At 39.5% G+C, this 24,098-nt stretch carries 19 protein-coding genes and 4 tRNA genes; 20 read left to right on the top strand and 3 right to left on the bottom strand.

Annotation, left to right across the window (positions count from 1 at the left end; genetic code table 11):
• Positions 1–78 precede the first annotated feature (78 nt).
• Positions 79–1,536: an aminoacyl-histidine dipeptidase gene (locus AACU98_RS10555; protein ID WP_155289762.1), complete on the bottom strand. Its 1,458-nt coding sequence runs from the start codon at positions 1,534–1,536 to the stop codon at positions 79–81.
• A gap of 353 nt (positions 1,537–1,889) precedes the next feature.
• On the opposite strand from AACU98_RS10555, the gene gpt reads away from it, so the two are divergent.
• The 18 genes from gpt to luxS all read left to right on the top strand — a co-directional run bounded on the left by gpt (position 1,890) and on the right by luxS (position 19,935).
• Positions 1,890–2,351, top strand: coding sequence for a xanthine phosphoribosyltransferase (gpt, locus tag AACU98_RS10550; RefSeq protein ID WP_004244790.1), 462 nt, complete (start codon positions 1,890–1,892; stop codon positions 2,349–2,351).
• A 232-nt stretch (positions 2,352–2,583) separates the two neighbouring features.
• Positions 2,584–3,834, top strand: a complete 1,251-nt coding sequence (gene frsA / locus AACU98_RS10545) for an esterase FrsA (RefSeq protein WP_036905845.1) — start codon at positions 2,584–2,586, stop codon at positions 3,832–3,834.
• A gap of 71 nt (positions 3,835–3,905) precedes the next feature.
• Positions 3,906–4,307, top strand: coding sequence for a sigma factor-binding protein Crl (crl, locus tag AACU98_RS10540; RefSeq protein ID WP_012367569.1), 402 nt, complete (start codon positions 3,906–3,908; stop codon positions 4,305–4,307).
• A 112-nt stretch (positions 4,308–4,419) separates the two neighbouring features.
• Positions 4,420–5,523 (top strand): glutamate 5-kinase, encoded by a 1,104-nt coding sequence (gene proB, locus AACU98_RS10535; protein ID WP_004247396.1) that lies wholly within the window; start codon positions 4,420–4,422, stop codon positions 5,521–5,523.
• Positions 5,524–5,534: 11 nt separating this feature from the next.
• Positions 5,535–6,788, top strand: coding sequence for a glutamate-5-semialdehyde dehydrogenase (gene proA, locus AACU98_RS10530; protein ID WP_004244786.1), 1,254 nt, complete (start codon positions 5,535–5,537; stop codon positions 6,786–6,788).
• 144 nt (positions 6,789–6,932) lie between these two features.
• A complete protein-coding gene (gene aroL / locus AACU98_RS10525; RefSeq protein WP_004244785.1) occupies positions 6,933–7,445 on the top strand; it encodes a shikimate kinase AroL in 513 nt (170 codons plus the stop codon).
• A gap of 103 nt (positions 7,446–7,548) precedes the next feature.
• Positions 7,549–9,708 carry a bifunctional acyl-ACP--phospholipid O-acyltransferase/long-chain-fatty-acid--ACP ligase gene (aas, locus tag AACU98_RS10520; protein WP_155289763.1) on the top strand — a complete coding sequence of 720 codons (2,160 nt, stop codon included), beginning with the start codon at positions 7,549–7,551 and terminating at the stop codon, positions 9,706–9,708.
• Positions 9,708–10,910 carry a lysophospholipid transporter LplT gene (gene lplT / locus AACU98_RS10515; RefSeq protein ID WP_004244783.1) on the top strand — a complete coding sequence of 401 codons (1,203 nt, stop codon included), beginning with the start codon at positions 9,708–9,710 and terminating at the stop codon, positions 10,908–10,910. The genes aas and lplT overlap by 1 nt, the downstream gene beginning before the upstream one ends.
• Before the next feature lie 32 nt (positions 10,911–10,942).
• Complete coding sequence (gene pncC / locus AACU98_RS10510; RefSeq protein WP_004244782.1) at positions 10,943–11,449, top strand: nicotinamide-nucleotide amidase; 507 nt, start codon at positions 10,943–10,945, stop codon at positions 11,447–11,449.
• A gap of 107 nt (positions 11,450–11,556) precedes the next feature.
• The gene (recA, locus tag AACU98_RS10505; RefSeq protein ID WP_004247401.1) at positions 11,557–12,624 is read left to right on the top strand and encodes a recombinase RecA; all 1,068 of its coding nucleotides are present in this window, start codon (positions 11,557–11,559) and stop codon (positions 12,622–12,624) included.
• A gap of 901 nt (positions 12,625–13,525) precedes the next feature.
• Complete coding sequence (gene alaS, locus AACU98_RS10500) at positions 13,526–16,153, top strand: alanine--tRNA ligase (protein ID WP_004244779.1); 2,628 nt, start codon at positions 13,526–13,528, stop codon at positions 16,151–16,153.
• A gap of 217 nt (positions 16,154–16,370) precedes the next feature.
• Positions 16,371–16,559 (top strand): carbon storage regulator CsrA, encoded by a 189-nt coding sequence (csrA, locus tag AACU98_RS10495; RefSeq protein ID WP_004244778.1) that lies wholly within the window; start codon positions 16,371–16,373, stop codon positions 16,557–16,559.
• A gap of 465 nt (positions 16,560–17,024) precedes the next feature.
• Positions 17,025–17,117: transfer RNA gene (locus AACU98_RS10490), tRNA-Ser, on the top strand.
• Positions 17,118–17,126: 9 nt separating this feature from the next.
• Positions 17,127–17,203: transfer RNA gene (locus tag AACU98_RS10485), tRNA-Arg, on the top strand.
• 89 nt (positions 17,204–17,292) lie between these two features.
• Positions 17,293–17,369: transfer RNA gene (locus tag AACU98_RS10480), tRNA-Arg, on the top strand.
• A 43-nt stretch (positions 17,370–17,412) separates the two neighbouring features.
• Positions 17,413–17,489, top strand: a tRNA-Arg gene (locus tag AACU98_RS10475).
• Positions 17,490–17,673: 184 nt separating this feature from the next.
• The gene (gshA, locus tag AACU98_RS10470) at positions 17,674–19,254 is read left to right on the top strand and encodes a glutamate--cysteine ligase (RefSeq protein WP_004244777.1); all 1,581 of its coding nucleotides are present in this window, start codon (positions 17,674–17,676) and stop codon (positions 19,252–19,254) included.
• A gap of 165 nt (positions 19,255–19,419) precedes the next feature.
• Positions 19,420–19,935, top strand: a complete 516-nt coding sequence (luxS, locus tag AACU98_RS10465; protein ID WP_004244776.1) for an S-ribosylhomocysteine lyase — start codon at positions 19,420–19,422, stop codon at positions 19,933–19,935.
• A gap of 127 nt (positions 19,936–20,062) precedes the next feature.
• Here luxS and AACU98_RS10460 read toward each other — a convergent pair whose 3' ends face one another.
• Entirely contained in the window at positions 20,063–21,337 is a 1,275-nt protein-coding gene (locus AACU98_RS10460; RefSeq protein WP_004247404.1) for an HlyC/CorC family transporter, read from the bottom strand.
• Between the two features lie 35 nt (positions 21,338–21,372).
• Positions 21,373–22,173, bottom strand: coding sequence for a cytochrome C assembly family protein (locus tag AACU98_RS10455; protein WP_004244774.1), 801 nt, complete (start codon positions 22,171–22,173; stop codon positions 21,373–21,375).
• Positions 22,174–22,345: 172 nt separating this feature from the next.
• Between AACU98_RS10455 and ffh the strand changes: the two genes are divergently transcribed.
• On the top strand, positions 22,346–23,707 hold the full coding sequence (ffh, locus tag AACU98_RS10450) for a signal recognition particle protein (RefSeq protein ID WP_004244773.1): 1,362 nt from the start codon (positions 22,346–22,348) through the stop codon (positions 23,705–23,707).
• A gap of 137 nt (positions 23,708–23,844) precedes the next feature.
• The gene (rpsP, locus tag AACU98_RS10445; RefSeq protein ID WP_004244772.1) at positions 23,845–24,093 is read left to right on the top strand and encodes a 30S ribosomal protein S16; all 249 of its coding nucleotides are present in this window, start codon (positions 23,845–23,847) and stop codon (positions 24,091–24,093) included.
• Positions 24,094–24,098: the final 5 nt, after the last annotated feature.

Below are 24,098 nucleotides of genomic sequence, written 5' to 3'. Positions count from 1 at the left end.
TTGGGAATAAGTTATAGGGAGATAAAATAACAAAAAACCCGCTTATTAAGCGGGTTTGATAACTGTTTTTAAGTAGAATTATTTAGCCGGGATCGCTTTTAAAATAGCAGTCAGTAACTGCCAGTATTGACCTACACTCTTAATGTGTACTCGCTCATCCGGTGAGTGTGCACCGCGAATGGTTGGCCCAATAGAGACCATATCCATATCTGGATAAGGTTTTTTAAATAGACCGCACTCAAGACCTGCATGGATCACCATAATATTTGGCACTTTATCAAATAGTTGTTGATAAGTGTCGCGTACTAAGTGCATAACCGGTGAATCCGCATCAGGTTTCCAGCCAGGATAACCACCTTTGGTTTCGATATCTGCTTGAGCAAGTTTGGCTAATGCTGTCAGCATGCTAACAACATAAGTTTTACCGCTATCAATCAGAGAGCGAATTAAACATAGGATTTCTACTTTATCGTCAACAATACTCACTACACCGACGTTTAATGAGGTTTCAACCACACCTTCCACATCATCACTCATGCGGATAACACCATTTGGCATGGCATTAAGTAAATTGATAGTGCGAGATTGACAATCAGCAGTAAATACTGGTTTTTCGGTGCTAGTATCTGTTAATTCGATAGCTAGATTTTTTTCAGCAATGGCTAATTCACTTTTTAATAGCGCTTCAAATTCTGTGGTAATGCTATTTAATTGAGTCGCTTTATCCGTAGGAATAGCAAAAATAATATGCGCTTCACGAGGGATAGCATTACGCAGTGTACCACCATGGAAATCAATTAATTTTAGTGCTAATTCATCCGCATGTTCAGCAAGGAAACGCGCTAATAATTTGTTTGCATTACCTAAACCTAAATGAATATCACCACCAGAGTGGCCGCCATTTAGGCCTTTTAGTACCAGTTTTTTGACGATATGGTTTGCAGGAATAGCTTCATAAGTGAGGTCTACCGTGGTTTTAACATCAATACCACCGGCACAACCCATATAGATTTCGCCTTCTTCTTCTGAGTCTGTATTAATCAGAATATCCGCTTGTAACCAGCCAGGCTGTAGTCCAAAAGCACCATCCATTCCAGTTTCTTCTGTCATGGTTAACAATACTTCTAAGGGGCCATGTTTAACAGTATCGTCAGCTAATACAGCGAGTGCAGAAGCCATACCAACACCATTATCTGCACCTAATGTGGTGCCTTTCGCTTTTACCCATTCACCATCAATATAAGGTTGGATAGGATCTTTGGTAAAGTCGTGTTCGGTATCGTTATTTTTTTGTGGCACCATATCTAAGTGCGCTTGTAAAACGACTGTTTTACGATCTTCCATACCTTTGGTGGCAGGTTTACGGATTAAAATATTTCCTACCGCATCGCGCTCAACAGATAAACCTTTTTCTGTCGCCCAAGCCATAATGTGGGACGCTAAGGCTTCTTCATGGTATGAAGGGTGTGGAATTGAACAAATTTTTGCAAAAATATCCCATAATGGTTGTGGGGATAGAGTAGATAGTTCAGACACGATGGATCTCCTCTAACAGCATCTGTGTTATGAATAGCCTACCGCTTTCTTAAGGGTTAGCTTTATTATTCTGAGCGTTATTCGCCAAATATAATTGAGAATATCACTTTCTTTTGATGAATGCGTCATTCTCTTACGTATCTATCTAATAATTTGGATTTCTGTGTTGGTGTTCGCTTTTTTATTGCGTGTTTTTTAGACAAAAAAAATACATATCAGGAAAAATGAGGATTATCTCTACCATTTTTATGTTTTCTCTGGTTTTTGAACGCTCAAATCACTATAATCTCGCGCAACCTTTTTTTCCGCAAAAAAGCTTCTCTCGAATTTCAAGTAGCTAGGATCACAATATTATGAGCGAAAAATATGTTGTAACGTGGGATATGTTGCAAATACATGCCCGTCAATTGGCACAACGTTTGTTACCAGTCGAACAATGGACAGGCATTATTGCTGTCAGTCGTGGTGGATTAGTTCCTGCCGCATTACTTGCTCGTGAATTGGGTATCCGCCATGTGGATACTGTCTGTATTTCTAGCTATGATCATGACCATCAACGTGACCTCAAAATCTTAAAAAAAGCAGAAGGTGATGGTGAAGGTTTTATCGTTGTTGACGATTTAGTTGATACAGGTGGCACCGCAAAAGTTATCCGTGAAATGTATCCGAAAGCACATTTTGTCACTATCTTTGCTAAGCCAGAAGGGCGTCCGTTAGTTGATGATTTTGTGGTTGATATTCCACAAAATACCTGGATTGAACAACCTTGGGATATGGGCGTTATGTTTGTTCCCCCTGTTTGTGATAAAAAATAATTTATCTTAATCAATTAATTCAAATATATTGATAAAATCCTCGTTTATTGAACTGACCCCAGTTCCTATGCGAGGATTTTTTATATCGGCTTTATTTTTGATGACCTGACGCTTTTCCTATCTCTTCGTGCTGATGTTGATCTGCTATTCCACTGTAGAAGTGAAATCCATGTTATGATATGAGCAGAATTTTGAGCCTCATTATACGATACACACTGATTTGAAGAGTGATATGGCAAATAATACAAATCTTTCTGAAACGTTATTTAAACCTCGTGCTAAACATGCGGAAACCTCAACGTTAATACAGTACACACACCCTAAATCTAATATTGATTCGTACTCTGTACTTAATGGGATGAGCCAGCAAAATTGGTATCGCACAATTCAACGTCTACAGTGGATCTGGCGAGGTATTTCCCCCATAGAGATCGAAGAAGTATTAAGTCGCATTGCTATTTTTGATGCGCCACGCAGTGATGATAAATTTATTGATACAGTCGTTGGCTATCGACGTGGCAACTGGTCATTTGAATGGTCTCATCAAGCAATGATTTGGCAACAAAAAGCGTTACGAGAGATCTCAGAGGAAGCAGCCGCTGATTGTTGGTTACGGGCGGCAAACCTTTATAGTATTGCTGCTTATCCATTTATTAATGGCGATTTTCTTGCTGATCAAGCGGTAGTATTGGCGATGAAAGCTTTTGAAAATGCCATGAAATTCTCTTCATTTGAAGTAAAAAAACTGACATTTAAATTAACAGGTAAAGGAACTACCAGTGGATTTTTACATCTACCTAAAGAGTGTAAAGGGCCTTATCCAACAGTCATTTTTTGTGGTGGGTTAGATAGTCTACAAAGTGATTATGTTAACTTTTTTAGGCGCTACTTATCACCAAAAGGTATCGCGATGTTAACCGTAGATATGCCATCTATCGGTTATTCTGTTAAGCAGAAACTCAGCGAAAATACCTGTCAATTGCATGGCGATATTTTACAGCAGTTGGGAGATATTCCATGGATTGATCACACTCGAGTGGGCGTAATGGGATTTCGGTTTGGTGCCAATATTGCGGTGCGTTTAGCCTATCTTTATCCAAAATTGATTAAAGGTGTTGTGGCATTAGGGCCATTAATTCATGCCTTTTTTACTCAAGCGGAATTACAGAAGAAAATCCCCATTATGTATCTTGATGTACTGGCGAGCCGCTTAGGATTATTAAATATAGATGAAAACAATCTCAGACTATCGTTAAGTAGTTATTCACTGAAAAACCAAGGGTTGATTGGTCGTCGTATGCCAGTGCCGATGATGAGTGTTTATTGGAAAGGGGATGAAATTAGTCCTAAAGAGGATTCGCAGCTCATTGCTCGCTCTTCTATGGATGGCGATATAGTAGAAATAAAAGAAAAACCACTTTATAAAGGGCTTGAACAGGCATTAACTAAAAGTGCAGATTGGATCTATGCTAAATTAATATAAATAATTTCAAACAATAACTTGCTAATTATAATAGATTATATAACAGTAGAGGTGATAAGGAGACTGAATTTATGACTTCATCTTTGCACCCTACCCGAGGTAAGTTATTAAAGCGTTTTGCTCAAATAGGACCTTATATCCGTGAGCAACAATGCCAAGAAAGCCAGTTTTTTTTTGATTGTTTAGCTGTTTGTGTAAATAAGAAAGTCACACCAGAAAAACGAGAGTTTTGGGGCTGGTGGATGGAACTTGAACGTAATGGTGAACAGTTAATTTATTATTACCAAGTTGGCCTATTCGATAAAAATGGCGATTGGGTTAATCAAGTAATAAGTAAAAAAGATGTGATTGAATCAATACATGAAACACTTATTCGTTTTCATGATTTTCTACAAGCGGCGGTAAGTGAATTAGAGATGACGCTAGTTCCAGATGAAAAAATGAGCAATTTTCCTCTTCCCCTTAAGCCCTAATTTTGTGTTAGGGCAACTTTTCATAGATTTTGCGTTATGTCAGTTGGCATAACGCTTCTCTCCTGATAAAACAGTGTATGATCTTTTAAATCAACAAAAAATGGTAAATGTTATGAGTAGCAGCCAAACGCTGGTTGTTAAATTAGGGACAAGTGTACTGACTGGTGGTTCACGACGTCTGGATCAGTCTCATATTGTAGAGCTGGTTCGCCAATGTGCAAAACAACACGAAAAAGGGCACCGGATAATTATTGTCACGTCGGGAGCAATAGCGGCAGGGCGTGAATATTTAAACTACCCCGATTTGCCCGCAACAATAGCATCTAAACAACTGTTAGCCGCTGTGGGGCAAAGTGCTTTAATTCAGGTATGGAAGCAGCTATTTGCTATTTATGGTATTCATATTGGGCAAATGTTATTAACTCGCGCGGATATAGAAGATAGAGAACGTTTTTTGAATGCGCGTGATACACTGCATGCATTATTAGATAACAAGATTATTCCTGTTATCAATGAAAACGATGCCGTTGCTACTGCAGAAATAAAAGTAGGGGATAACGACAATCTTTCGGCATTAGCTGCCATTTTAGGTGGCGCTGATAAACTCCTGTTACTTACTGATATCGAAGGTCTATATACGGCCGATCCTCGTAGCAATCCGGATGCGAAGCTTATTCCTGAAGTTTTTGATATCAACGATGAATTACGTCAAATGGCCGGTGATAGTGTCTCTGGTTTAGGTACTGGAGGTATGGCAACTAAGTTACAAGCGGCCACTGTTGCAGGGCGTGCTGGTATTGACGTTGTTATTGCCGCCGGTGTTAAGCCTGATGTTATCAGTAAAGTTATTGATAATGAACCTGTCGGAACACTCTTTCATGGTTTAAAAAGCCCCCTTGAAACGCGTAAACGATGGATTTTTGGTGCTCCAGTCGCAGGGGTTATCATTGTTGATAATGGGGCTGAAAAGGCGATTAAAGAGCAGGGGAGTTCTCTTTTACCTAAAGGTATTAAAGAAATTAAAGGTGACTTTTCTCGAGGGTGTGTTATCCGCATTCAAAGTTTGCAAGGAAAAGATCTTGCTCATGGTGTCGCGCATTATAATAGTGATGCGCTACGCTTAATTGCGGGGCACCATTCGCAAGAGATTAGTCAAATTTTAGGTTATGAGTATGGCAGTGTTGCGGTTCACCGTGATGATATGATTGTGAGCTAGGGAGTATAAATATGTTAGAACAAATGGGAAAAGCGGCGCGAGAAGCTTCTTGGCACTTAGCTCAGCTATCAACCGAACAAAAAAATCAGGCACTGTTAGTCATCGCTGATTTATTAGAACAGCAAGAAGCCATTATTCTTGCTGCTAATGAAAAAGATATGGTGGCGGCACGAGAGTCTAATATTAATGCTGCAATGCTTGATCGTTTATTACTCACATCAGAACGTTTAAAAGCGATCGCTGATGATGTTCGCCAAGTTTGTCATCTAGAAGATCCTGTAGGTCAAGTGATAGATGGTCGTTTGTTAGACAGTGGCTTACGTTTAGAACGCCGCCGAGTCCCTTTAGGGGTTGTTGGCGTTATTTACGAAGCTCGTCCAAATGTGACTATAGATGTAGCATCTTTATGCCTAAAAACAGGGAATGCGGCTATTCTCCGTGGCGGAAAAGAGACTCACCATACTAACCAAGCCGTTGTCGCGGTGATCCAGCAAGCACTAGAAACATGCGCTATTCCTGCGGCTGCTATTCAAGCTATCGATAAGCCAGATCGTGAATTAGTCGCAAAAATGCTAAAAATGGATGAGTATATTGATATGCTTATTCCTCGAGGTGGTGCAGGATTACATAAGTTATGTCGTGAACAATCCACTATTCCTGTGATCACGGGGGGGATTGGTGTTTGTCACACCTTTGTTGACGAAAGTGCTGATTTAGACCAAGCATTAAATGTTATTATTAATGCTAAAGTACAGCGTCCAAGCGCATGTAATTCGTTAGAAACGTTATTGGTACATGAAGCTATTGCGGAGAGTTTCTTACCTCAATTAAGTGATGCGATGGCAGCACAAAAGGTTACTTTGCATGCCAGTCAACGCGCTATAACTGCATTGAAAAAGGGACGTGCGACGGTCGTCGATGTGACTGAAGCAGATTATTGTGATGAATGGCTATCACTGGATCTGAATGTTGAAGTCGTTAATGATTTAACGGCGGCAATTGCTCATATTCGCCAATATGGTACCGCGCACTCAGATGCTATTTTAACGCAATCTATCAGTCATGCTGATCGCTTTGTACGCCAAGTTGATTCTGCTGCGGTATATGTGAATGCTAGCACACGTTTTACAGATGGTGGACAGTTTGGCTTAGGTGCTGAAGTAGCGGTGAGTACACAAAAGCTACATGCACGAGGCCCTATGGGATTAGATGCTCTAACCACCTATAAATGGATTGGTTACGGCGACAATACATTACGTCGCTAATAATCCCTTAAATAGCTAAGCCATACTTTCATAAAGTGTGGCTTTATTTTTTTGTATTGTGAGGTATGATACTTAATACTTTACACATTGTAAATTTTAGATTACACCCATTTAGCGGGTTAACACAGCGGAGAGAGTGCATTTATGGAAAGTACAATTTACCTTATAGGACCTAGAGGTGCAGGAAAAACAACAGTAGGTAAAGCGCTTTCTCTATCTTTAGATTATCAATTTATTGATACAGATAATTGGATAACAGATAAATATCAACAAACTATTTCTTCTATGGTTGAAGCGGAAGGTTGGGATGTCTTTCGCCAACTTGAATCTGATGCGCTTATTCAAGTTAGCCAACCTAACCAAGTTATTTCAACGGGGGGAGGGATAGTGTTGGCAGAAAAAAATCGTGTTTATATGAAAAATTCAGGTGTAATTGTTTATTTACAAGCTTCACTTGAAACTTTAGTTGAGCGTTTATCTCAAGATCCTAATGAGGCACAAAGACCTAGCTTGACGGGAAAAACATTAGTTTCAGAAATACATGATGTTTTAATTAAGCGTGAGCCTTTATATATGCAATGCGCAGATATTATTGTTGATGCTGGATTATCTATTAATGATATTATTGAGGTCATTCTCGCAAAACTCGCTAAATAATTAGGAAGTTGTCCTATATAAAGACGAAAACAAAAGACAACTATTTTATTTTCATCATATCCTATTTATAGTAAGGCTAATTATAGCAAAATGAGATATGGATATGATGTTGATAGCGTTTTTTAAAACACTATTTAAATTCTTATTTCGAGTAAGAATTGAAGGACTAATTAATCAGTTTTCACAATATGAAAAATGCATTATTACGCCAAATCATACATCGTTTATTGATGGTATATTATTGCGTTTATTTTTACCGATTAACCCTGTCTTTGCTGTTTACACCTCAGTGGCTAATGCCAAACATACCAAATGGCTCAGTCGTTATGCGGATATTGTTCCTTTAGATCCCGCTAATCCAATGGCGGTTCGCCAATTAGTTAAAGAAGTCGATAAAGGCCGTCCTGTTGTTATTTTCCCTGAAGGGAGAATTACGGTAACTATTGGTTTGATGAAGATTTATGAAGGTGCTGCGTTTATTGCTGCTAAATCAGGGGCAAAAGTTATCCCTGTTAGAATAGAAGGTGCTGAATTTAGCTACTTTTCTCGAGTGCGTAAAACGTTAAATATAAAAGCAAAGCTCTTTCCTAAAATCACAATAAAAGTGCTACCTGCGGTTGATTTACCTATGCCTACAGCGGAAAAATCAGCAGAGCGCCGTCGCTTATCGGGAGAAAAGCTCCGTGATATTATGATGGATGCTATTATGCAAGCACGTCCTAATATCACGCTCTATGAGGCATTTTTACAAGGAATGTCTCAGTTTGGTCGTTTCAGTCCTCTTATTTCAGATATTAATATGAAAGAGGATAGTTATCAGGGCCTATTGAAAAAAATATTAGGTGTTAGTCGTATTATTGAACGCTATACCGAACCTAATGAACGAATTGGCCTTTTACTTCCTAATACTACCGTTACGGTTGCGGCTTTATTTGGGGCGACAATGCGTCAAAGGGTTGTGGCGATGCTTAACTATACTGCGGGTAGCTTAGGTGTACAAAATGCCATGAAAGCGGCATCCATTAAAACGATTTTTACCTCACGCCAATTTTTAGAGAAAGGAAATTTATTACATATTCCAGAACAGACTCCGGATGCAAACTGGGTTTATCTTGAAGATCTCAAAGATAGCATTACTAGAGAAGATAAACGCTGGATTGCACAGCACTTACTCACTCCTCATAAAGCGATGTTAGCGCAAAAATCGACGGATGCAGCAGTTATCTTATTTACTTCTGGATCTGAAGGCACTCCGAAAGGTGTCGTTCATAGCCACTCCAGTTTATTGGCGAATGTAGAGCAAATTCGCGCTATTGCTGACTTTTCACCCAGAGATAAATTTATGGCTGCATTACCGTTATTCCATGCTTTTGGTTTAACGGTAAGTGTATTAGCACCTATCTGCTTAGGGGCACGAGTATTCCTCTACCCAAGCCCACTACATTATCGTGTAGTACCTGAATTAGTGTATGACCAAAATTGTACAGTATTGTTTGGTACTTCAACTTTCTTAGGCAATTATGGCAAATTTGCTCATTCTTATGATTTTGCTCGACTAAGATATGTGGTTGCAGGGGCGGAAAAACTGTCCGAATCGACACGAGTATTATGGCAGGATAAATTTGGTATTCGTATTTTAGAAGGTTATGGGGTCACTGAATGTGCTCCTGTTGTCTCCATTAATGTACCAATGAGTGCTAAGCCATATACCGTGGGACGTTTATTACCAGGCATGGAAGGGCGTTTAATTCCTATAAGTGGTATTACGGATGGTGGAAGATTACAACTGCGTGGTCCTAATATCATGCTTGGCTATTTGCGCGTTGAGTCCCCTTATAAATTAGAACAGCCTACAGCAATAAATGCCGAAGGCATCGAAGAAGCGGGTTGGTATGATACGGGAGATATCGTTGCTATTGATAGCGAAGGTTTTTGCACTATTAAAGGGCGTGTAAAACGTTTTGCAAAAATAGCAGGAGAAATGGTTTCTCTTGAAAGTGTAGAGCAATTAGCGGCTAAAGCCTCGGAAGGCAACCATGCTGTGGTGGCGGTAAATGATCCACGTCGAGGTGAGTCATTAGTGCTTTTTACCACCGATAAGCAACTTGATCGCAGTATGTTATCGGCATTAGCTAAATCCACTGGTGTGGCAGAAATTGCGGTACCAAAAGATATTCGTTTTCTCAAAGAAATTCCTGTTTTAGGAAGTGGCAAAACGGATTTTGTCTCGTTAAAGCAACTCGCTGAACAGGAAAATAATTAATGTCAGAGAATATAAGTCAGCCCCCATTACTGAGTAAGGGCATGAAAGCAGTATTATTATCACAGTTTCTTTCTGCATTTGCGGATAATGCTTTGTTATTTGCCATACTCGCTCAATTTAAATCAGCACTTTATCCAGAATGGAGCCAGCCTATTTTACAAATGGTGTTTGTGCTGGCTTATATTCTCTTAGCTCCTTTTGTTGGACAAGTTGCCGATCGCCAGCCTAAAGGTAGGGTGATGCTTACTGGTAATGCGTTAAAATTTGCCGGTGCTTTTCTTATTTGTATTGGAACCGATCCATTCTTAGGTTACGCCTTAGTGGGGATCGGCGCCGCCATTTATTCGCCTGCTAAATATGGTATTTTAGGTGAGTTAACCGATGGCGAGCGTTTAGTCAAAGCAAATGGCTTAATGGAAGCATCAACTATTGCGGCAATTTTATTAGGCTCTGTGATTGGTGGGCTTCTTTCCGATTGGAGCATTATCTTAGCATTAGCTGTCTGTGCGACAATGTATGCTTTGGCTGTATTGGTTAACTTTAGCATTCCCAAGTTATCACCTGCTCAAATAGGCCGGGGCTGGAATATTAAAAAAATATTCAATCAATTCTTAGCTGCTTGTGGCTCTTTATGGCGAGATAAAGAGAGCCGTTTTTCTCTGGTAGGAACAAGTATGTTTTGGGGGGCCGGCGTCACATTGCGTTTTCTATTAGTGCAATGGGTGCCTATAGCTTTGGGAATGACTGATAATACAACACCAACAATATTAAATGCGATGGTGGCGATTGGTATCGTGATTGGCGCTGGTTTAGCCGCTAAGTTTGTCACATTAAAAACGGTCCGTCGTTGTATGCCTGCCGGGGTTTTAATTGGCTTAGGTGTTGTTTACTTCTCATTACAAACCACCATTATTCCAGCCTATTTTATCTTAGTTGTTATTGGCATTTTTGGTGGCTTCTTTGTTGTACCATTAAATGCTTTGCTACAAGATAAAGGAAAGCATAGTGTGGGAGCGGGTAATGCCATTGCTGTACAAAATTTAGGTGAGAATACCGCAATGTTACTGATGCTAGGTTTGTTCTCACTAGTCACCAGTATGGGTGTTTCCGTTATTACAATTGGTATTGGCTTTGGTGCTATCTTTGCGCTAGCAATTGGTGGATTATGGTTATGGGATTGCACCAGAAAGAGAGCTGAATAACGTTAATTGAGAGTCGAGGTGAAACAACCTTCATGATAAATAATGATGAAATGACCCATCTGAGCATTGAAGTCGGTCAGGCACTGCTAGAGCGAAAAAAAACGTTAACTACTGCAGAATCATGTACTGGAGGATGGATTGCAAAAGTCATTACTGATATAGCAGGTAGCTCGGATTATTATCATCGAGGTTTTGTGACTTACAGTAATCAAGCTAAACATGACATGATTGGTGTAGATGAGCAAACATTGTCTGATTTTGGTGCCGTGAGTGAACAAGTTGTCTGTGAGATGGCAAAAGGGGCACTGCTAACAGCAAATGCAGACTATGCTGTATCGGTTAGTGGTATTGCAGGTCCCGGCGGCGGTAGTGAAGAGAAGCCCGTTGGTTTAGTTTGGTTTGGCTTTGCAATAAAAACCCCAGAGGGGCTTCGAGTGGTTGCTAAACACTGTATTTTTAGTGGATCACGAGAGGAGGTGAGAGCCAAATCTGTGATTTTCTCTTTAAAATCAATTCTTAAAGAAATTATTAATAATTAACTTGATACTGTATGATTATACAGTATAATGAGTTTCAACAAGCAAAATCATATACGTTTTAATGGTAGTGACCCATCTTTATGCTTCACTGCCCAGAGGGAGATAACATGGCTATTGATGAAAACAAACAAAAAGCATTGGCCGCAGCACTTGGTCAAATTGAAAAGCAATTTGGTAAAGGTTCTATCATGCGTCTGGGCGAAGACCGTTCCATGAACGTAGAAACTATCTCTACAGGATCTTTATCATTAGACGTTGCTTTAGGTGCAGGTGGATTGCCACGTGGCCGTATTGTTGAAATCTATGGCCCTGAATCTTCTGGTAAAACAACCTTGACTCTACAAGTTATTGCCTCTGCTCAGCGTGAAGGAAAAATTTGTGCATTTATTGATGCTGAACATGCATTAGACCCAATTTATGCTCAAAAGCTAGGTGTCGATATCGATAATCTACTCTGCTCTCAACCTGACACAGGTGAACAAGCACTGGAAATTTGTGATGCATTATCTCGCTCTGGTGCGGTCGATGTTATTGTCGTGGACTCCGTGGCAGCATTAACACCAAAAGCTGAAATTGAAGGTGAAATTGGTGATTCACACGTTGGTTTAGCCGCACGTATGATGAGCCAAGCTATGCGTAAACTAGCGGGTAACCTTAAAAACTCTAATACACTGCTGATTTTCATTAACCAAATTCGTATGAAAATCGGTGTTATGTTTGGTAACCCAGAAACCACGACCGGTGGTAATGCGCTTAAATTCTATGCTTCTGTTCGTTTAGACATTCGTCGCATTGGCTCTGTCAAAAATGGTGATGAAGTCATTGGTAGTGAGACTCGCGTTAAAGTTGTTAAAAATAAAGTGGCTGCACCGTTTAAACAAGCTGAATTCCAAATTATGTACGGTGAAGGTATTAATACCTATGGCGAACTGATTGATTTAGGTGTTAAACATAAGTTAGTAGAGAAAGCAGGTGCTTGGTATAGCTACAATGGCGAAAAAATTGGTCAAGGTAAAGCTAACGCAACCAATTACTTAAAAGAACATCCTGAAATGTACAATGAGTTAAACACTAAATTGCGTGAAATGTTGTTAAATCATGCTGGTGAATTCACAAGTGCTGCGGATTTTGCAGGTGAAGAGTCAGACAGTGATGCTGACGACACAAAAGAGTAATTAGCTGGTTGTCATGCTGTTTGTGTGAAAATAGACCTTAAATCATTGGCTATTATCACGACAGCATCCCATAGAATAACTTGTTTGTATAAATTTTATTCAGATATCAAAGGAAGCCTTAAAAAAGCTTCCTTTTTGTTTTATGTAAAAATTAACCACTCAGTGGTAGTGAAAAATTAGTTTATTTTTCACTGTTTTTCTTTTTTTTTGCAATTTATTACTATTTTATCAGCAATAACAATATTTTTATCTTTGGGTGGTTTTACACTATGTAAGTGTTTATATAGTGAAGATTTGGTGATGTATTCTATTGGTTATTTATAACATCATATTTCTTTTACATGTTTGAAAAAACAGCATTAAAATAACTTGTTAGCATCTATCTATATAGATAATCAATCTCTTTGACTACGAGAGAAATGGATTTTTGCTACTTTATTATTTTAAATTTATCAGTAAATATATTTAGTTAAATGATTCTGGCGGGATTTTTATTCAGAAAAATTAAATGTGTAATGGGAATATTGGCTTTTTTTGATAATACAGATTTAGGATAGCTGTTGCGAGCAAATGAGCAAAATGCTATTGATAATAAACTAAAAATGACGAAAAAATTATTTAATAGTTTTATTATGAAATTATCGTCATTACCTTCTCATATCTTACAAAATTCGCCTCGATTTGGTTAAAACGACCTATCTTGAAGTATGTTGCTACTTTCAGAAAACTACTAGACGATTTACAATGTCAACTCGAATAAGTTTATCGGGGGTTTTACTTCTGAGCGAAGAAATTCTATCTTATCCCTACTTATGTATTCGTTGGCTAAGTAGAGGTAAAACTAAACCTCCTCTAACTAGATTTCTAATTTCTGTTTTTCCAGCTTGATTTCGGGATAATTATGAGCAAAAGCACCGCTGAGATCCGTCAGGCGTTTCTCGACTTTTTTCATACTAAAGGACATCAAATAGTACCAAGCAGTTCTTTGGTTCCAAATAATGATCCAACATTGCTGTTTACAAACGCAGGGATGAACCAATTTAAAGATGTATTTCTTGGATTGGACAACCGACCTTATTCCCGAGCGACAACCGCGCAACGTTGTGTGCGCGCGGGTGGTAAACATAATGATTTAGAAAATGTGGGTTATACAGCACGTCACCATACATTTTTTGAAATGTTAGGTAACTTTAGTTTTGGTGACTATTTCAAACATGATGCAATTAACTTTGCCTGGGAATTATTAACTGGCAAAGAGTGGTTTAACTTACCTAAAGAGAGACTTTGGGTAACCGTTTATGCCACTGATGATGAAGCTTATGATATCTGGAATAAAGAAGTTGGTGTTCCAGCTGAGCGCATTATTCGTATTGGTGATAATAAAGGCGCACCATTTGCTTCAGATAACTTCTGGCAAATGGGAGATACGGGGCCTTGTGGTCCATGTACTGAGATATTTTACGATCATGGTGATCATATTTGGGGGGGACCGCCAGGGACACCTGAAGAAGACGGTGATCGCTATATTGAGATCTGGAATATCGTCTTTATGCAGTTCAACCGTAAATCAGATGGTACAATGGATCCATTGCCGAAGCCTTCTGTTGATACGGGAATGGGATTAGAGCGTATTACTGCTGTACTACAGCATGTTAACTCTAACTATGATATTGATTTATTCCGCGCACTCATTAAATCCGTTGCTGAAGTGACTAATGCGACAGACTTAGCAAATAAATCATTACGTGTGATTGCCGACCATATCCGTTCTTGTTCTTTCCTTGTTTGTGATGGTGTCATTCCTTCTAATGAAGGTCGAGGCTATGTGCTACGTCGTATTATCCGTCGTGCTGTACGTCATGGTTATATGTTAGGTGCGAAAGATACTTTCTTCTATAAACTCGTTGCACCGCTTATTGATGTAATGGCTGAAGCCGGTAAAGAACTTAAGAATCAACAAGAAATCGTTGAAAAAGTACTTAAAACGGAAGAAGAGCAGTTTGCACGTACTTTAGAGCGCGGTTTACAATTATTAGATGAAGAGCTAGAAAAATTAACCGGTGATACTTTAGCGGGTGAAACGGCTTTCCGTCTTTATGATACATATGGTTTCCCATTAGATTTAACTGCGGATGTTTGCCGTGAAAGAAATATCAAAGTTGATGAAGAAGGCTTTGAACTGGCAATGGAAGAGCAACGTAAACGTGCTCGTGAATCTAGCGGTTTTGGTACTGACTATAACGAACTGATTAAAGTCGATAGTCGCAGTGATTTCTCAGGTTATGACCATAATGAGCAACAAGGTACTATTAATGCGATTTTCCATAATGGTCAAACAGTCACTGAGCTTAAAGCAGGTGAAGAAGGGATTATCTTCTTAGATAAAACGGCTTTTTATGCTGAGTCTGGTGGCCAAGTAGGTGATAAAGGTCTTCTGATTGGCAAAGATAGCCAGTTTGAAGTTACCGACACGCAAAAATATGGCAAGGCTATTGGTCATATTGGTAAAGTCATTTCTGGATCTTTTATTGTTAATCATAAGATCAATGCAGTCATTGATGTGGCTCGTCGTGATGCTATTCGCTTAAATCACTCAGCAACGCATTTATTGCATGCGGCATTACGCCAAGTATTAGGCACTCATGTTACCCAGAAAGGCTCTTTAGTTAACGATAAATATCTGCGTTTTGACTTCTCTCACTTTGAAGCAGTAAAACCAGAACAGTTACGTGAAATTGAAGACATTGTTAACGCGCAAATCCGCCTTAACTCGCCGGTTGTCACCGAGTTAATGGATCTTGAAGATGCGAAGCAAAAAGGTGCGATGGCACTCTTTGGTGAGAAATATGAAGAACGTGTTCGTGTTTTAACCATGGGGGATTTCTCAACTGAACTTTGTGGTGGTACTCACGCAGCCAGAACGGGTGATATTGGTCTATTCCGCATTATGAGTGAATCAGGGACTGCGGCCGGTATTCGCCGAATTGAAGCGATTACGGGGGCTACAGCGATTGAAAGTGTTCATGAGCAATCGGATCTGATTTCTCTTGTGGCACATGCACTTAAAAGTGATGGTAGTAATTTAGTTGAGAAAATTAAAACGGTTCAAGAAAAATACCGTTCATTAGAAAAAGAACTTCAACAACTGAAAGATCAGCAAGCAGCTCAAGAAAGCTCCTCGTTAGGAAGCCAAGCTAAGAATGTGAAAGGTATCAAACTTTTAGTTCGTGAACTGAATAATGTTGAACCAAAAATGTTAAGAACAATGGTTGATGATTTAAAAAATCAATTAGGTTCAGCAATAATTGTACTTTCTACTATTTCTGATGGTAAAGTGAGCTTAATTGTCGGTGTGACTAAGGATTTGACTGCTAAAATAAAAGCAGGTGAGCTAATTAGTTTTGTCGCTCAGCAAATCGGTGGTAAAGGTGGTGGTCGCCCTGATATGGCACAAGCTGGTGGTACAGATGTTGAAGCGTTACCCGCTGCTTTAGCGAGTGTTGACGAGTGGGTAGAATCGCATCTTTAAGCGATAGCTACCTGAAAAAGCGTTATCCCTAGTTTTTAGGGGTAACGCTTTATGTAATATTGACAATCCGTTAAATAATCAATCACAAAATTTATATTTTGTTATGAAGTATGGGCTATATGTGATAAATAATGATTATACGAATTGACAATGTATGATGGATAATGGCCGGGAAATTCTAGAGACCCGACTCTTGTAAATTTTCAAGGAGCAAAGAATGCTTATTCTAACTCGTCGAGTTGGTGAAACGCTTATGATAGGCGATGATGTAACCGTAACCGTTTTAGGGGTTAAAGGTAATCAGGTACGTATTGGCGTAAATGCCCCCAAAGAAGTATCTGTCCATCGTGAAGAGATCTATCAACGAATTCAGGCCGAGAAAACTCAGCCCACAGATAACTACTAAGCAATCTCTTATTTTTAGCTAGTTACCCTTTCTTCGTAAGCGTCCACACTTTTGCCGGGTCTGGGCGCTTTTCTTTTCTATAGAACTTTCCATTTTCTTTCTCGTTCTTCACCTCGCTCTTTTGAACTGTATTTATTATTACACTATCCGCTTATTCTGATTGACAGAATTGAAAGTCTTTTTACTGCTTATCATTCGATTCATAATTATTAGTAGGGGGAATAAAATTATTCGTCGATGAGATAAAATGCTTGAATGATTTTTCATCAGCGATATCATGGTATTCAGTTCTTTTTTAGCCTTTCTTGCTGATAAACGCATCAGTTTGTTTGTGAAGTGTTCAAACGAACCTATATTCGTAAAAAGTTGAGAAAAATTGTTTGACTTCTCAGGCTGAGAAAGTAATATGTGCGCCACACAGAGACGAGATGTTCACAAAGAACTTCTTCGAGTGGTTCTAAATATGGTGAGATGGCCGAGAGGCTGAAGGCGCTCCCCTGCTAAGGGAGTATGCGGTCAAAAGCTGCATCGAGGGTTCGAATCCCTCTCTCACCGCCATTTAGATTTGCATCCTTAGCTCAGCTGGATAGAGTACTCGGCTACGAACCGAGCGGTCGGAGGTTCGAATCCTCCAGGATGCACCATATTCCAACCCCATGATTAAATGTATGGGGTTTTTATTTTGGTGCGAATAGTGAATAATTTGCATTAAAAGAGTAAGATTAAACAACGTGCATCCTTAGCTCAGCTGGATAGAGTACTCGGCTACGAACCGAGCGGTCGGAGGTTCGAATCCTCCAGGATGCACCATCTTTTTATAAAGTTAGCTTATCTTAGTTAAATTAGTACGACTGCATCCTTAGCTCAGCTGGATAGAGTACTCGGCTACGAACCGAGCGGTCGGAGGTTCGAATCCTCCAGGATGCACCATCTTTAAAGCCTCGCTTATCGCGGGGCTTTTTGCTTTTTCTCTTTCCTGCATTGTTTATATATTATCGATTTGTTTCGCATCAACTAATAACGCCGATATCATCTAATCAGCGACAATTTGGTGACTTTGCGATAAAGTAACTGTTATCTACTTATTAACATTAACCAACGCGGGAGGTCACCTTTGATCCCGGACGTATCTAAAGCGCTTTCTTGGTTGGAAGCCCATCCTAAAGTTTTATGTGGTATCCACCGTGGTATAGAGCGAGAAACCTTAAGAGTTACTCCTGATGGTCATTTAGCGGCTACAGGACACCCTGTCGAGCTAGGTAAGTCACTCACTCACAAGTGGATCACGACAGATTTTGCTGAGTCTCTGTTAGAGTTTATTACTCCTGTTGACGATAATATTGATCACACCTTACATTTTTTAAGTGATTTGCATCGCTATACGGCACGTCATTTAACCAATGAGCGTATGTGGCCGATGAGTATGCCTTGCTTTATTGAAGCCGAAGATAAAATAACATTAGCGCAATTTGGTACCTCTAATGTTGGGCGTTTTAAGACGTTATATCGTGAAGGGCTGAAAAATCGTTATGGTGCGTTAATGCAAACTATTTCTGGTGTGCATTACAATTTTTCGTTACCTATCGAATTTTGGCAAGCGTGGGCAAATATCACCGATGAAGAAACAGGTAAAGAGGCGATTTCAGACGGTTATTTACGTTTGATCCGTAATTACTACCGTTTTGGTTGGATAATTCCTTTTTTCTTTGGTGCTTCGCCAGCTATTTGTGGTTCATTCTTAAAAGGTCGAAAAACCAATTTACCCTTTGAAAATACCCCTAAAGGCGCAAAATACTTACCTTATGCAACTTCGTTGCGCTTAAGTGATTTAGGCTATACCAATAAGTCACAGAGTGATTTAGATATTACTTTTAATCATCTAGAGACTTATGTGAAAGGTTTGAAAAAGGCTATTCATAAACCGTCAGAAGAATTTGCTAAATTAGGTGTAAAGAAAGACGGTAAGTATATTCAATTAAATACTAACGTATTACAAATTGAAAATGAATTATATGCGCCTATTCGTCCTAAACGCGTTGTCAAAGGGGATGAATCACCTTCTGATGCATTATTACGTGGTGGTATCGAATATATCGAGGTTCGCTCATTAGATATCAATCCATTTACACCTATCGGCGTTGATGAAACACAAATTCGTTTCTTAGATTTATTCTTGATTTGGTGTGTATTAGCGGATGCACCAGAAATGAATGCAGAAGAATTGGCCTGCTGTCGTGCAAATTGGAATAACGTTATTCTAGAAGGGCGTAAGCCAGGTCAAGTTATTGGCATGGGTTGTGGTGAAAGAAAAGAGCCATTAGCACAAGTGGGGAAAGCGCTTTTTGCTGACTTACAGCGCGTAGCTAAGGTATTAGATAGCTGTTCTGGAACTAAATATCTAGAAGTTTGCCTTAAGTTAGAGGAAATGTTTGATAATCCGCAATTAACCTTCTCTGGCAGATTATTAGAAAAAATTAAAGCACAGGGTATTGGCGGTTATGGTCTATCTTTAGCTGAAGAATATCATCAACAATTAGTCAATACCGCTTATGAAGTGTTAACAGATGATGCTTTTGAACATGAGAGAATTTCATCTATTAAACGTCAGGCAGACTTAGAAAAGAGTGATACCATTTCTTTCGATGAATATTTGAAGCTCCATGCTGGGCCAAATAATGATGGTGTGGCTTCTTAAAACTCAGATAGAAAAAAGCCACACTAAAATTTGTGTGGCTGAATAAATTCTATAGAGAAATAGGGATGATAACATTTTGCGCGTATTCATTACTAAGACCGAGGCGCTCGCAGAAAGTTTCATGTTCTCTTAAAAATATTTAAAAATTTTCTTAGGAGGTTTTTTATGCCGTTATTGGATAGCTTTACTGTTGACCATACACGTATGTCTGCACCTGCGGTACGCGTTGCTAAAACGATGAAAACACCCTCTGGTGATACTATTACCGTTTTTGACTTACGCTTTACTGTCCCAAATAAAAAAGCCATGCCTGAGAAAGGAATTCATACATTAGAGCACTTATTTGCAGGTTTCATGCGTAATCACTTAAATGGTGAAGGTGTTGAGATCATCGATATTTCGCCAATGGGATGTCGTACAGGCTTTTATATGAGCTTAATTGGTCAGCCTGATGAGCAACGTGTTGCTAATGCATGGAAGGCAGCTATGGAAGATGTATTGAAGGTTAAAGATCAAAACCATATTCCTGAGCTTAATGTCTATCAATGCGGGACTTATGAAATGCACTCGTTAGCTGAAGCTCAAGATATTGCACGAGACATTTTATCTCACACTATTGGCATTAATCATAATGATGAATTAGCACTACCAGAAGACAAACTCAAAGAGTTACAAATCTAGTTACAGTTGCTATATAGATAAAGAGACAATAACTCAAGCTATTTGATCTTGATTTGTTGTCTCTTTTAATTTGATGGGGAGTATCATAACGGCCAACGCCAATTACACTGAACCGCTATTATAATCGCTAGTGACGAGAGGGCGTAAGATGGCGGATCAAGGCTTTCTTAATCACATTGTCTTGCACTTCCAACACTTCAAATTCATAACCATCAATCGTTATTTTGGCACCTACTACGGGTAAATCACCCAACTCTTCAATAATAACCCCATTAATTGTTCGTGCTTCATTTTCTGGTAAATGGCAAGCAAAGGCTTTATTGATATCTCGGATATTGGTTGTGCCATCCACTAATAGTGAACCATCCTTTTGTGGGATCACTTCTTCTGCTAAAGAAGGAGACATTGAGGTAGTAAAATCACCGACAATCTCTTCTAGGATATCTTCAACAGTGACTAATCCTTGAATTTCACCATATTCATCGACGACAATACCGGCTTTTTCATTATTACGTTGAAAATTAACTAGTTGTAAGCTAAGTGGTGTACTTTCTGGGATAAAATAGATTTTATCAGCCGCTTTAATCAAAATTTGTTTAGTAAATTCTTTCTTCTCTGTCATAAGACGGTAAGCTTCGCGTACTCGTAGCATACCAATGACGTCATCGAGGGTATCACGATAAAGGACAATACGCCCATGGGGGGAGTGAGTTAACTGTCTGACAATGGATTTCCACTCATCATTGACATCAATACCAAAAATTTCATTTCTTGGTACCATAATATCGCCAATGGTCACTTTTTCTAAATCCAAAATAGAAATCAACATATTTTGGTTACGCTGTGACAGTTTCGATTTTGATTCATTCACAATGGTGCGTAGTTCTTCTTTTGATACCGCATTACCCTGTATTACGGGGGATTTAATACCGAAAATGCGCATAAACACTAAGGTAATTTGGTTAAAAAACCACACAACGGGCAACATGATTTTCTGTAAAGGTGACAAAAGAACGCTACTTGGATAAGCGAAACGTTCTGGATAAAGCGCTGCGATAGATTTTGGTAGTACCTCAGCAAAAATAAGAATGACAAAGGTTAATACACCTGTTGCAATAGCTACTCCTGCATCACCATATAAACGCATTCCTACAATAGTGGCGAGAGCGGAGGCGACAATATTAATCAGGTTATTACCAATTAATACTAAGCTAATCAATCTATCGGGACGCTGTAATAGTTTTTCTACTCTTTTGGCTGAGCGATTACCTTGCTTGGCCGCGTGGCGTAGCCGATAACGATTGATAGTCATCATGCTAGTTTCAGTGCCTGAAAAATAGGCTGAGGCAAAGATCATACCGATAAGTATGATAATGAGCGTTGTTGTCGACACATGCTCCAAAATTGAGTTCCTTTTGCTACCTTAAAATGAAAAGATTAATTAAGCATTAACTCTTGCAATAAACGATTACCAAAAAAAGCTAATGTCAAAATAATGGCACCGATCAGGTTAAAAATAACCACTTTTTTCCCACGCCAACCCTCACGGAAGTGTCCCCATAATAAAATGATGTAGACAAACCACGCAATAATAGAAAATATTGATTTATGGATATTTTCTTTACCAAAAATATTATCCATATATAACAGGCCGGTACACAAGGTTAATGTCAGTAATACTACCCCCACTTGGGTAATATGAAACATTTTACGTTCAATTGACATTAATGGTGGCATTTGTGGTGAAAATTTTAGTTTCTTATTTTTTAGTTGATAGTCGAGCCAGCTGAGTTGTAAGGCATATAAAGCAGCAATTAACAAAGTGGCGTAACTTAATAAAGCAAGCCCAATATGAATAAAGAGCGATGTGCTACTTTCAAGGTGGGTGACAAACTCACCTGGCATCAAGGCGGCAATAATGAGATTGACTATGGAAAAGCAATAAACAATAGGCAGCAAAAACCAAGCTCTACCACGGGAAGCAACAATGGTCATGATAACGCAGACCATTAAACTGACCACCGCCCCTAAATTGGTGAGTGACAGATTTTGCCCGCTATGTGGACGGAAAATCAAAAATTTTAATGAGATAGCATGGGTCACAAGGGCGACCACCGCAAAAAGCAGCGCTAATCCACGGTATCCATTTTGCTCTTTTCTCAGCAAACTGGGGAGAATAAACACCAGACTGAGTAAATAAGCGCAGACAGCAACGATAGAGATTGATATAACGGGCATAGTTTCGCTTACATAATAGGGTACATAATTGCTTAGTATAGCGCTAGGTGAATTCCGCTCCAACTATTGAAGTCATTAAGCGTAAATCTCTATGCAGAGATCTGCGCGTCATCGTGATATAATCGATAAAATAGACGACAGACAAGCCCAACTTTAACACTGAGCTAAGATAATGTTTGAGAATTTAAGTGACAGATTATCGCGCACATTGCGCAATATCAGCGGCAGAGGCCGACTGACCGAAGAAAACATTAAAGACACACTGCGCGAAGTGCGTATGGCTTTATTAGAAGCTGATGTGGCTTTGCCCGTGGTTCGTGAGTTTATTGCACGTGTCAAAGAGAGTGCAGTAGGTCATGAAGTTAACAAAAGTCTGACCCCAGGTCAGGAATTTGTCAAAATTGTACAAAATGAGCTGGTAAATGCGATGGGAGAGGTCAATAACGATCTTGACCTTTCAGCTCAGCCTCCTGCCGTGGTATTAATGGCTGGTTTACAGGGTGCGGGTAAAACGACAAGTGTTGCTAAACTCGGTAAATTTTTAAAAGAGAAAAAGAAGAAAAAAGTATTAGTAGTTTCTGCTGACGTCTATCGTCCCGCAGCGATTAAACAACTGGAAACCTTAGCCGAAACGGTTGGTGTTGACTTTTTCCCTTCAACGGTACAAGAAAATCCCGTCACCATTGCTAGCAATGCGTTAAAACATGCTCAGCTCCAATTTTATGATGTATTGCTGGTGGATACTGCGGGTCGTTTACATGTTGATGAAGGCATGATGGAGGAGATCCAACTTCTTCATAAAGCAATCAATCCAGTAGAAACCCTATTTGTTGTTGATGCAATGACAGGGCAAGATGCTGCCAACACCGCAAAAGCCTTTAATGAAGCACTCCCTTTAACAGGGGTGGTATTAACTAAAGTTGATGGTGATGCTCGTGGTGGTGCAGCATTATCTATTCGTCATATCACAGGGAAACCAATTAAATTCCTCGGTGTTGGTGAAAAAACAGAAGCATTAGAACCTTTCCATCCCGATCGTATTGCCTCACGTATTTTAGGCATGGGCGATGTTCTTTCATTAATTGAAGATATCGAAAGTAAAGTTGACCGAGCGCAAGCTGAAAAGCTGGCAACTAAACTAAAAAAAGGGGACGGTTTTGATTTAAATGATTTCTTAGATCAGTTAAAGCAAATGAAAAACATGGGGGGCATGGCGAGTATGCTAAGTAAAATGCCCGGCATGTCTCAGGTGCCTGATGCGGTGAAATCACAAATGGACGACTCAATTTTAGTCAAAATGGAAGCTATTATTAGCTCAATGACGAAAAAAGAGCGCCAAAAACCTGAAATCATCAAAGGTTCTCGTAAACGTCGTATTGCGATGGGATCGGGAACACAAGTGCAAGACGTCAACCGCTTATTAAAGCAGTTTGATGATATGCAACGTATGATGAAAAAGATGAAGAAGGGCGGCTTGGCTAAGATGATGCGTGGCATGAAAGGTATGATGCCACCAGGCTTTCCAGGTCGCTAAAAGCAAAAAGTCCGAAAAAAACGTCGCTTTGGATTGCTTTTTTCGCCAAAGTGAGTAAACTTTTCGGGCTTTTTATATGACAACCGGACGCCATTCCTCGATGGGGTCTGGTTGTTTTGTTAACTAATGAGGATGTTATGGTAACAATTCGTTTAGCTCGTGGCGGCGCAAAAAAGCGTCCGTTTTACCAAGTAGTCGTGACCGATAGCCGCAATGCGCGTGATGGTCGTTTTATTGAACGTGTAGGTTTTTATAACCCACTGGCAACCGGTAATGCAGAAGAATTACGTTTAGACGTAGACCGTGTTGAACATTGGGTTGCTCAAGGCGCAACTGTTTCAGAACGTGTTGCTGGCCTGATCAAATCAGCGAAGAAAAGCGCTTAATCTGT

Origin of the sequence: Proteus sp. G4380 (genome assembly GCF_963885725.1) — a bacterium.
Lineage (GTDB): Bacteria > Pseudomonadota > Gammaproteobacteria > Enterobacterales > Enterobacteriaceae > Proteus > Proteus mirabilis.
The sequence above is the reverse complement of the archived record's forward strand: the minus strand, read 5'-3'. Positions and strand labels throughout refer to the sequence as shown.

Excerpts from the sequence above, each read along its gene's own strand:
- gpt (WP_004244790.1), top strand. The coding sequence starts at position 1,890 with ATGAGCGAAAAATATGTTGTAACGTGGGATATGTTGCAAATACATGCC.
- frsA (WP_036905845.1), top strand. The coding sequence starts at position 2,584 with ATGGCAAATAATACAAATCTTTCTGAAACGTTATTTAAACCTCGTGCT.
- crl (WP_012367569.1), top strand. The coding sequence starts at position 3,906 with ATGACTTCATCTTTGCACCCTACCCGAGGTAAGTTATTAAAGCGTTTT.
- proB (WP_004247396.1), top strand. The coding sequence starts at position 4,420 with ATGAGTAGCAGCCAAACGCTGGTTGTTAAATTAGGGACAAGTGTACTG.
- proA (WP_004244786.1), top strand. The coding sequence starts at position 5,535 with ATGTTAGAACAAATGGGAAAAGCGGCGCGAGAAGCTTCTTGGCACTTA.
- aroL (WP_004244785.1), top strand. The coding sequence starts at position 6,933 with ATGGAAAGTACAATTTACCTTATAGGACCTAGAGGTGCAGGAAAAACA.
- aas (WP_155289763.1), top strand. The coding sequence starts at position 7,549 with ATGATGTTGATAGCGTTTTTTAAAACACTATTTAAATTCTTATTTCGA.
- lplT (WP_004244783.1), top strand. The coding sequence starts at position 9,708 with ATGTCAGAGAATATAAGTCAGCCCCCATTACTGAGTAAGGGCATGAAA.
- pncC (WP_004244782.1), top strand. The coding sequence starts at position 10,943 with ATGATAAATAATGATGAAATGACCCATCTGAGCATTGAAGTCGGTCAG.
- recA (WP_004247401.1), top strand. The coding sequence starts at position 11,557 with ATGGCTATTGATGAAAACAAACAAAAAGCATTGGCCGCAGCACTTGGT.
- alaS (WP_004244779.1), top strand. The coding sequence starts at position 13,526 with ATGAGCAAAAGCACCGCTGAGATCCGTCAGGCGTTTCTCGACTTTTTT.
- csrA (WP_004244778.1), top strand. The coding sequence starts at position 16,371 with ATGCTTATTCTAACTCGTCGAGTTGGTGAAACGCTTATGATAGGCGAT.
- luxS (WP_004244776.1), top strand. The coding sequence starts at position 19,420 with ATGCCGTTATTGGATAGCTTTACTGTTGACCATACACGTATGTCTGCA.
- AACU98_RS10455 (WP_004244774.1), bottom strand. The coding sequence starts at position 22,173 with ATGCCCGTTATATCAATCTCTATCGTTGCTGTCTGCGCTTATTTACTC.
- ffh (WP_004244773.1), top strand. The coding sequence starts at position 22,346 with ATGTTTGAGAATTTAAGTGACAGATTATCGCGCACATTGCGCAATATC.
- rpsP (WP_004244772.1), top strand. The coding sequence starts at position 23,845 with ATGGTAACAATTCGTTTAGCTCGTGGCGGCGCAAAAAAGCGTCCGTTT.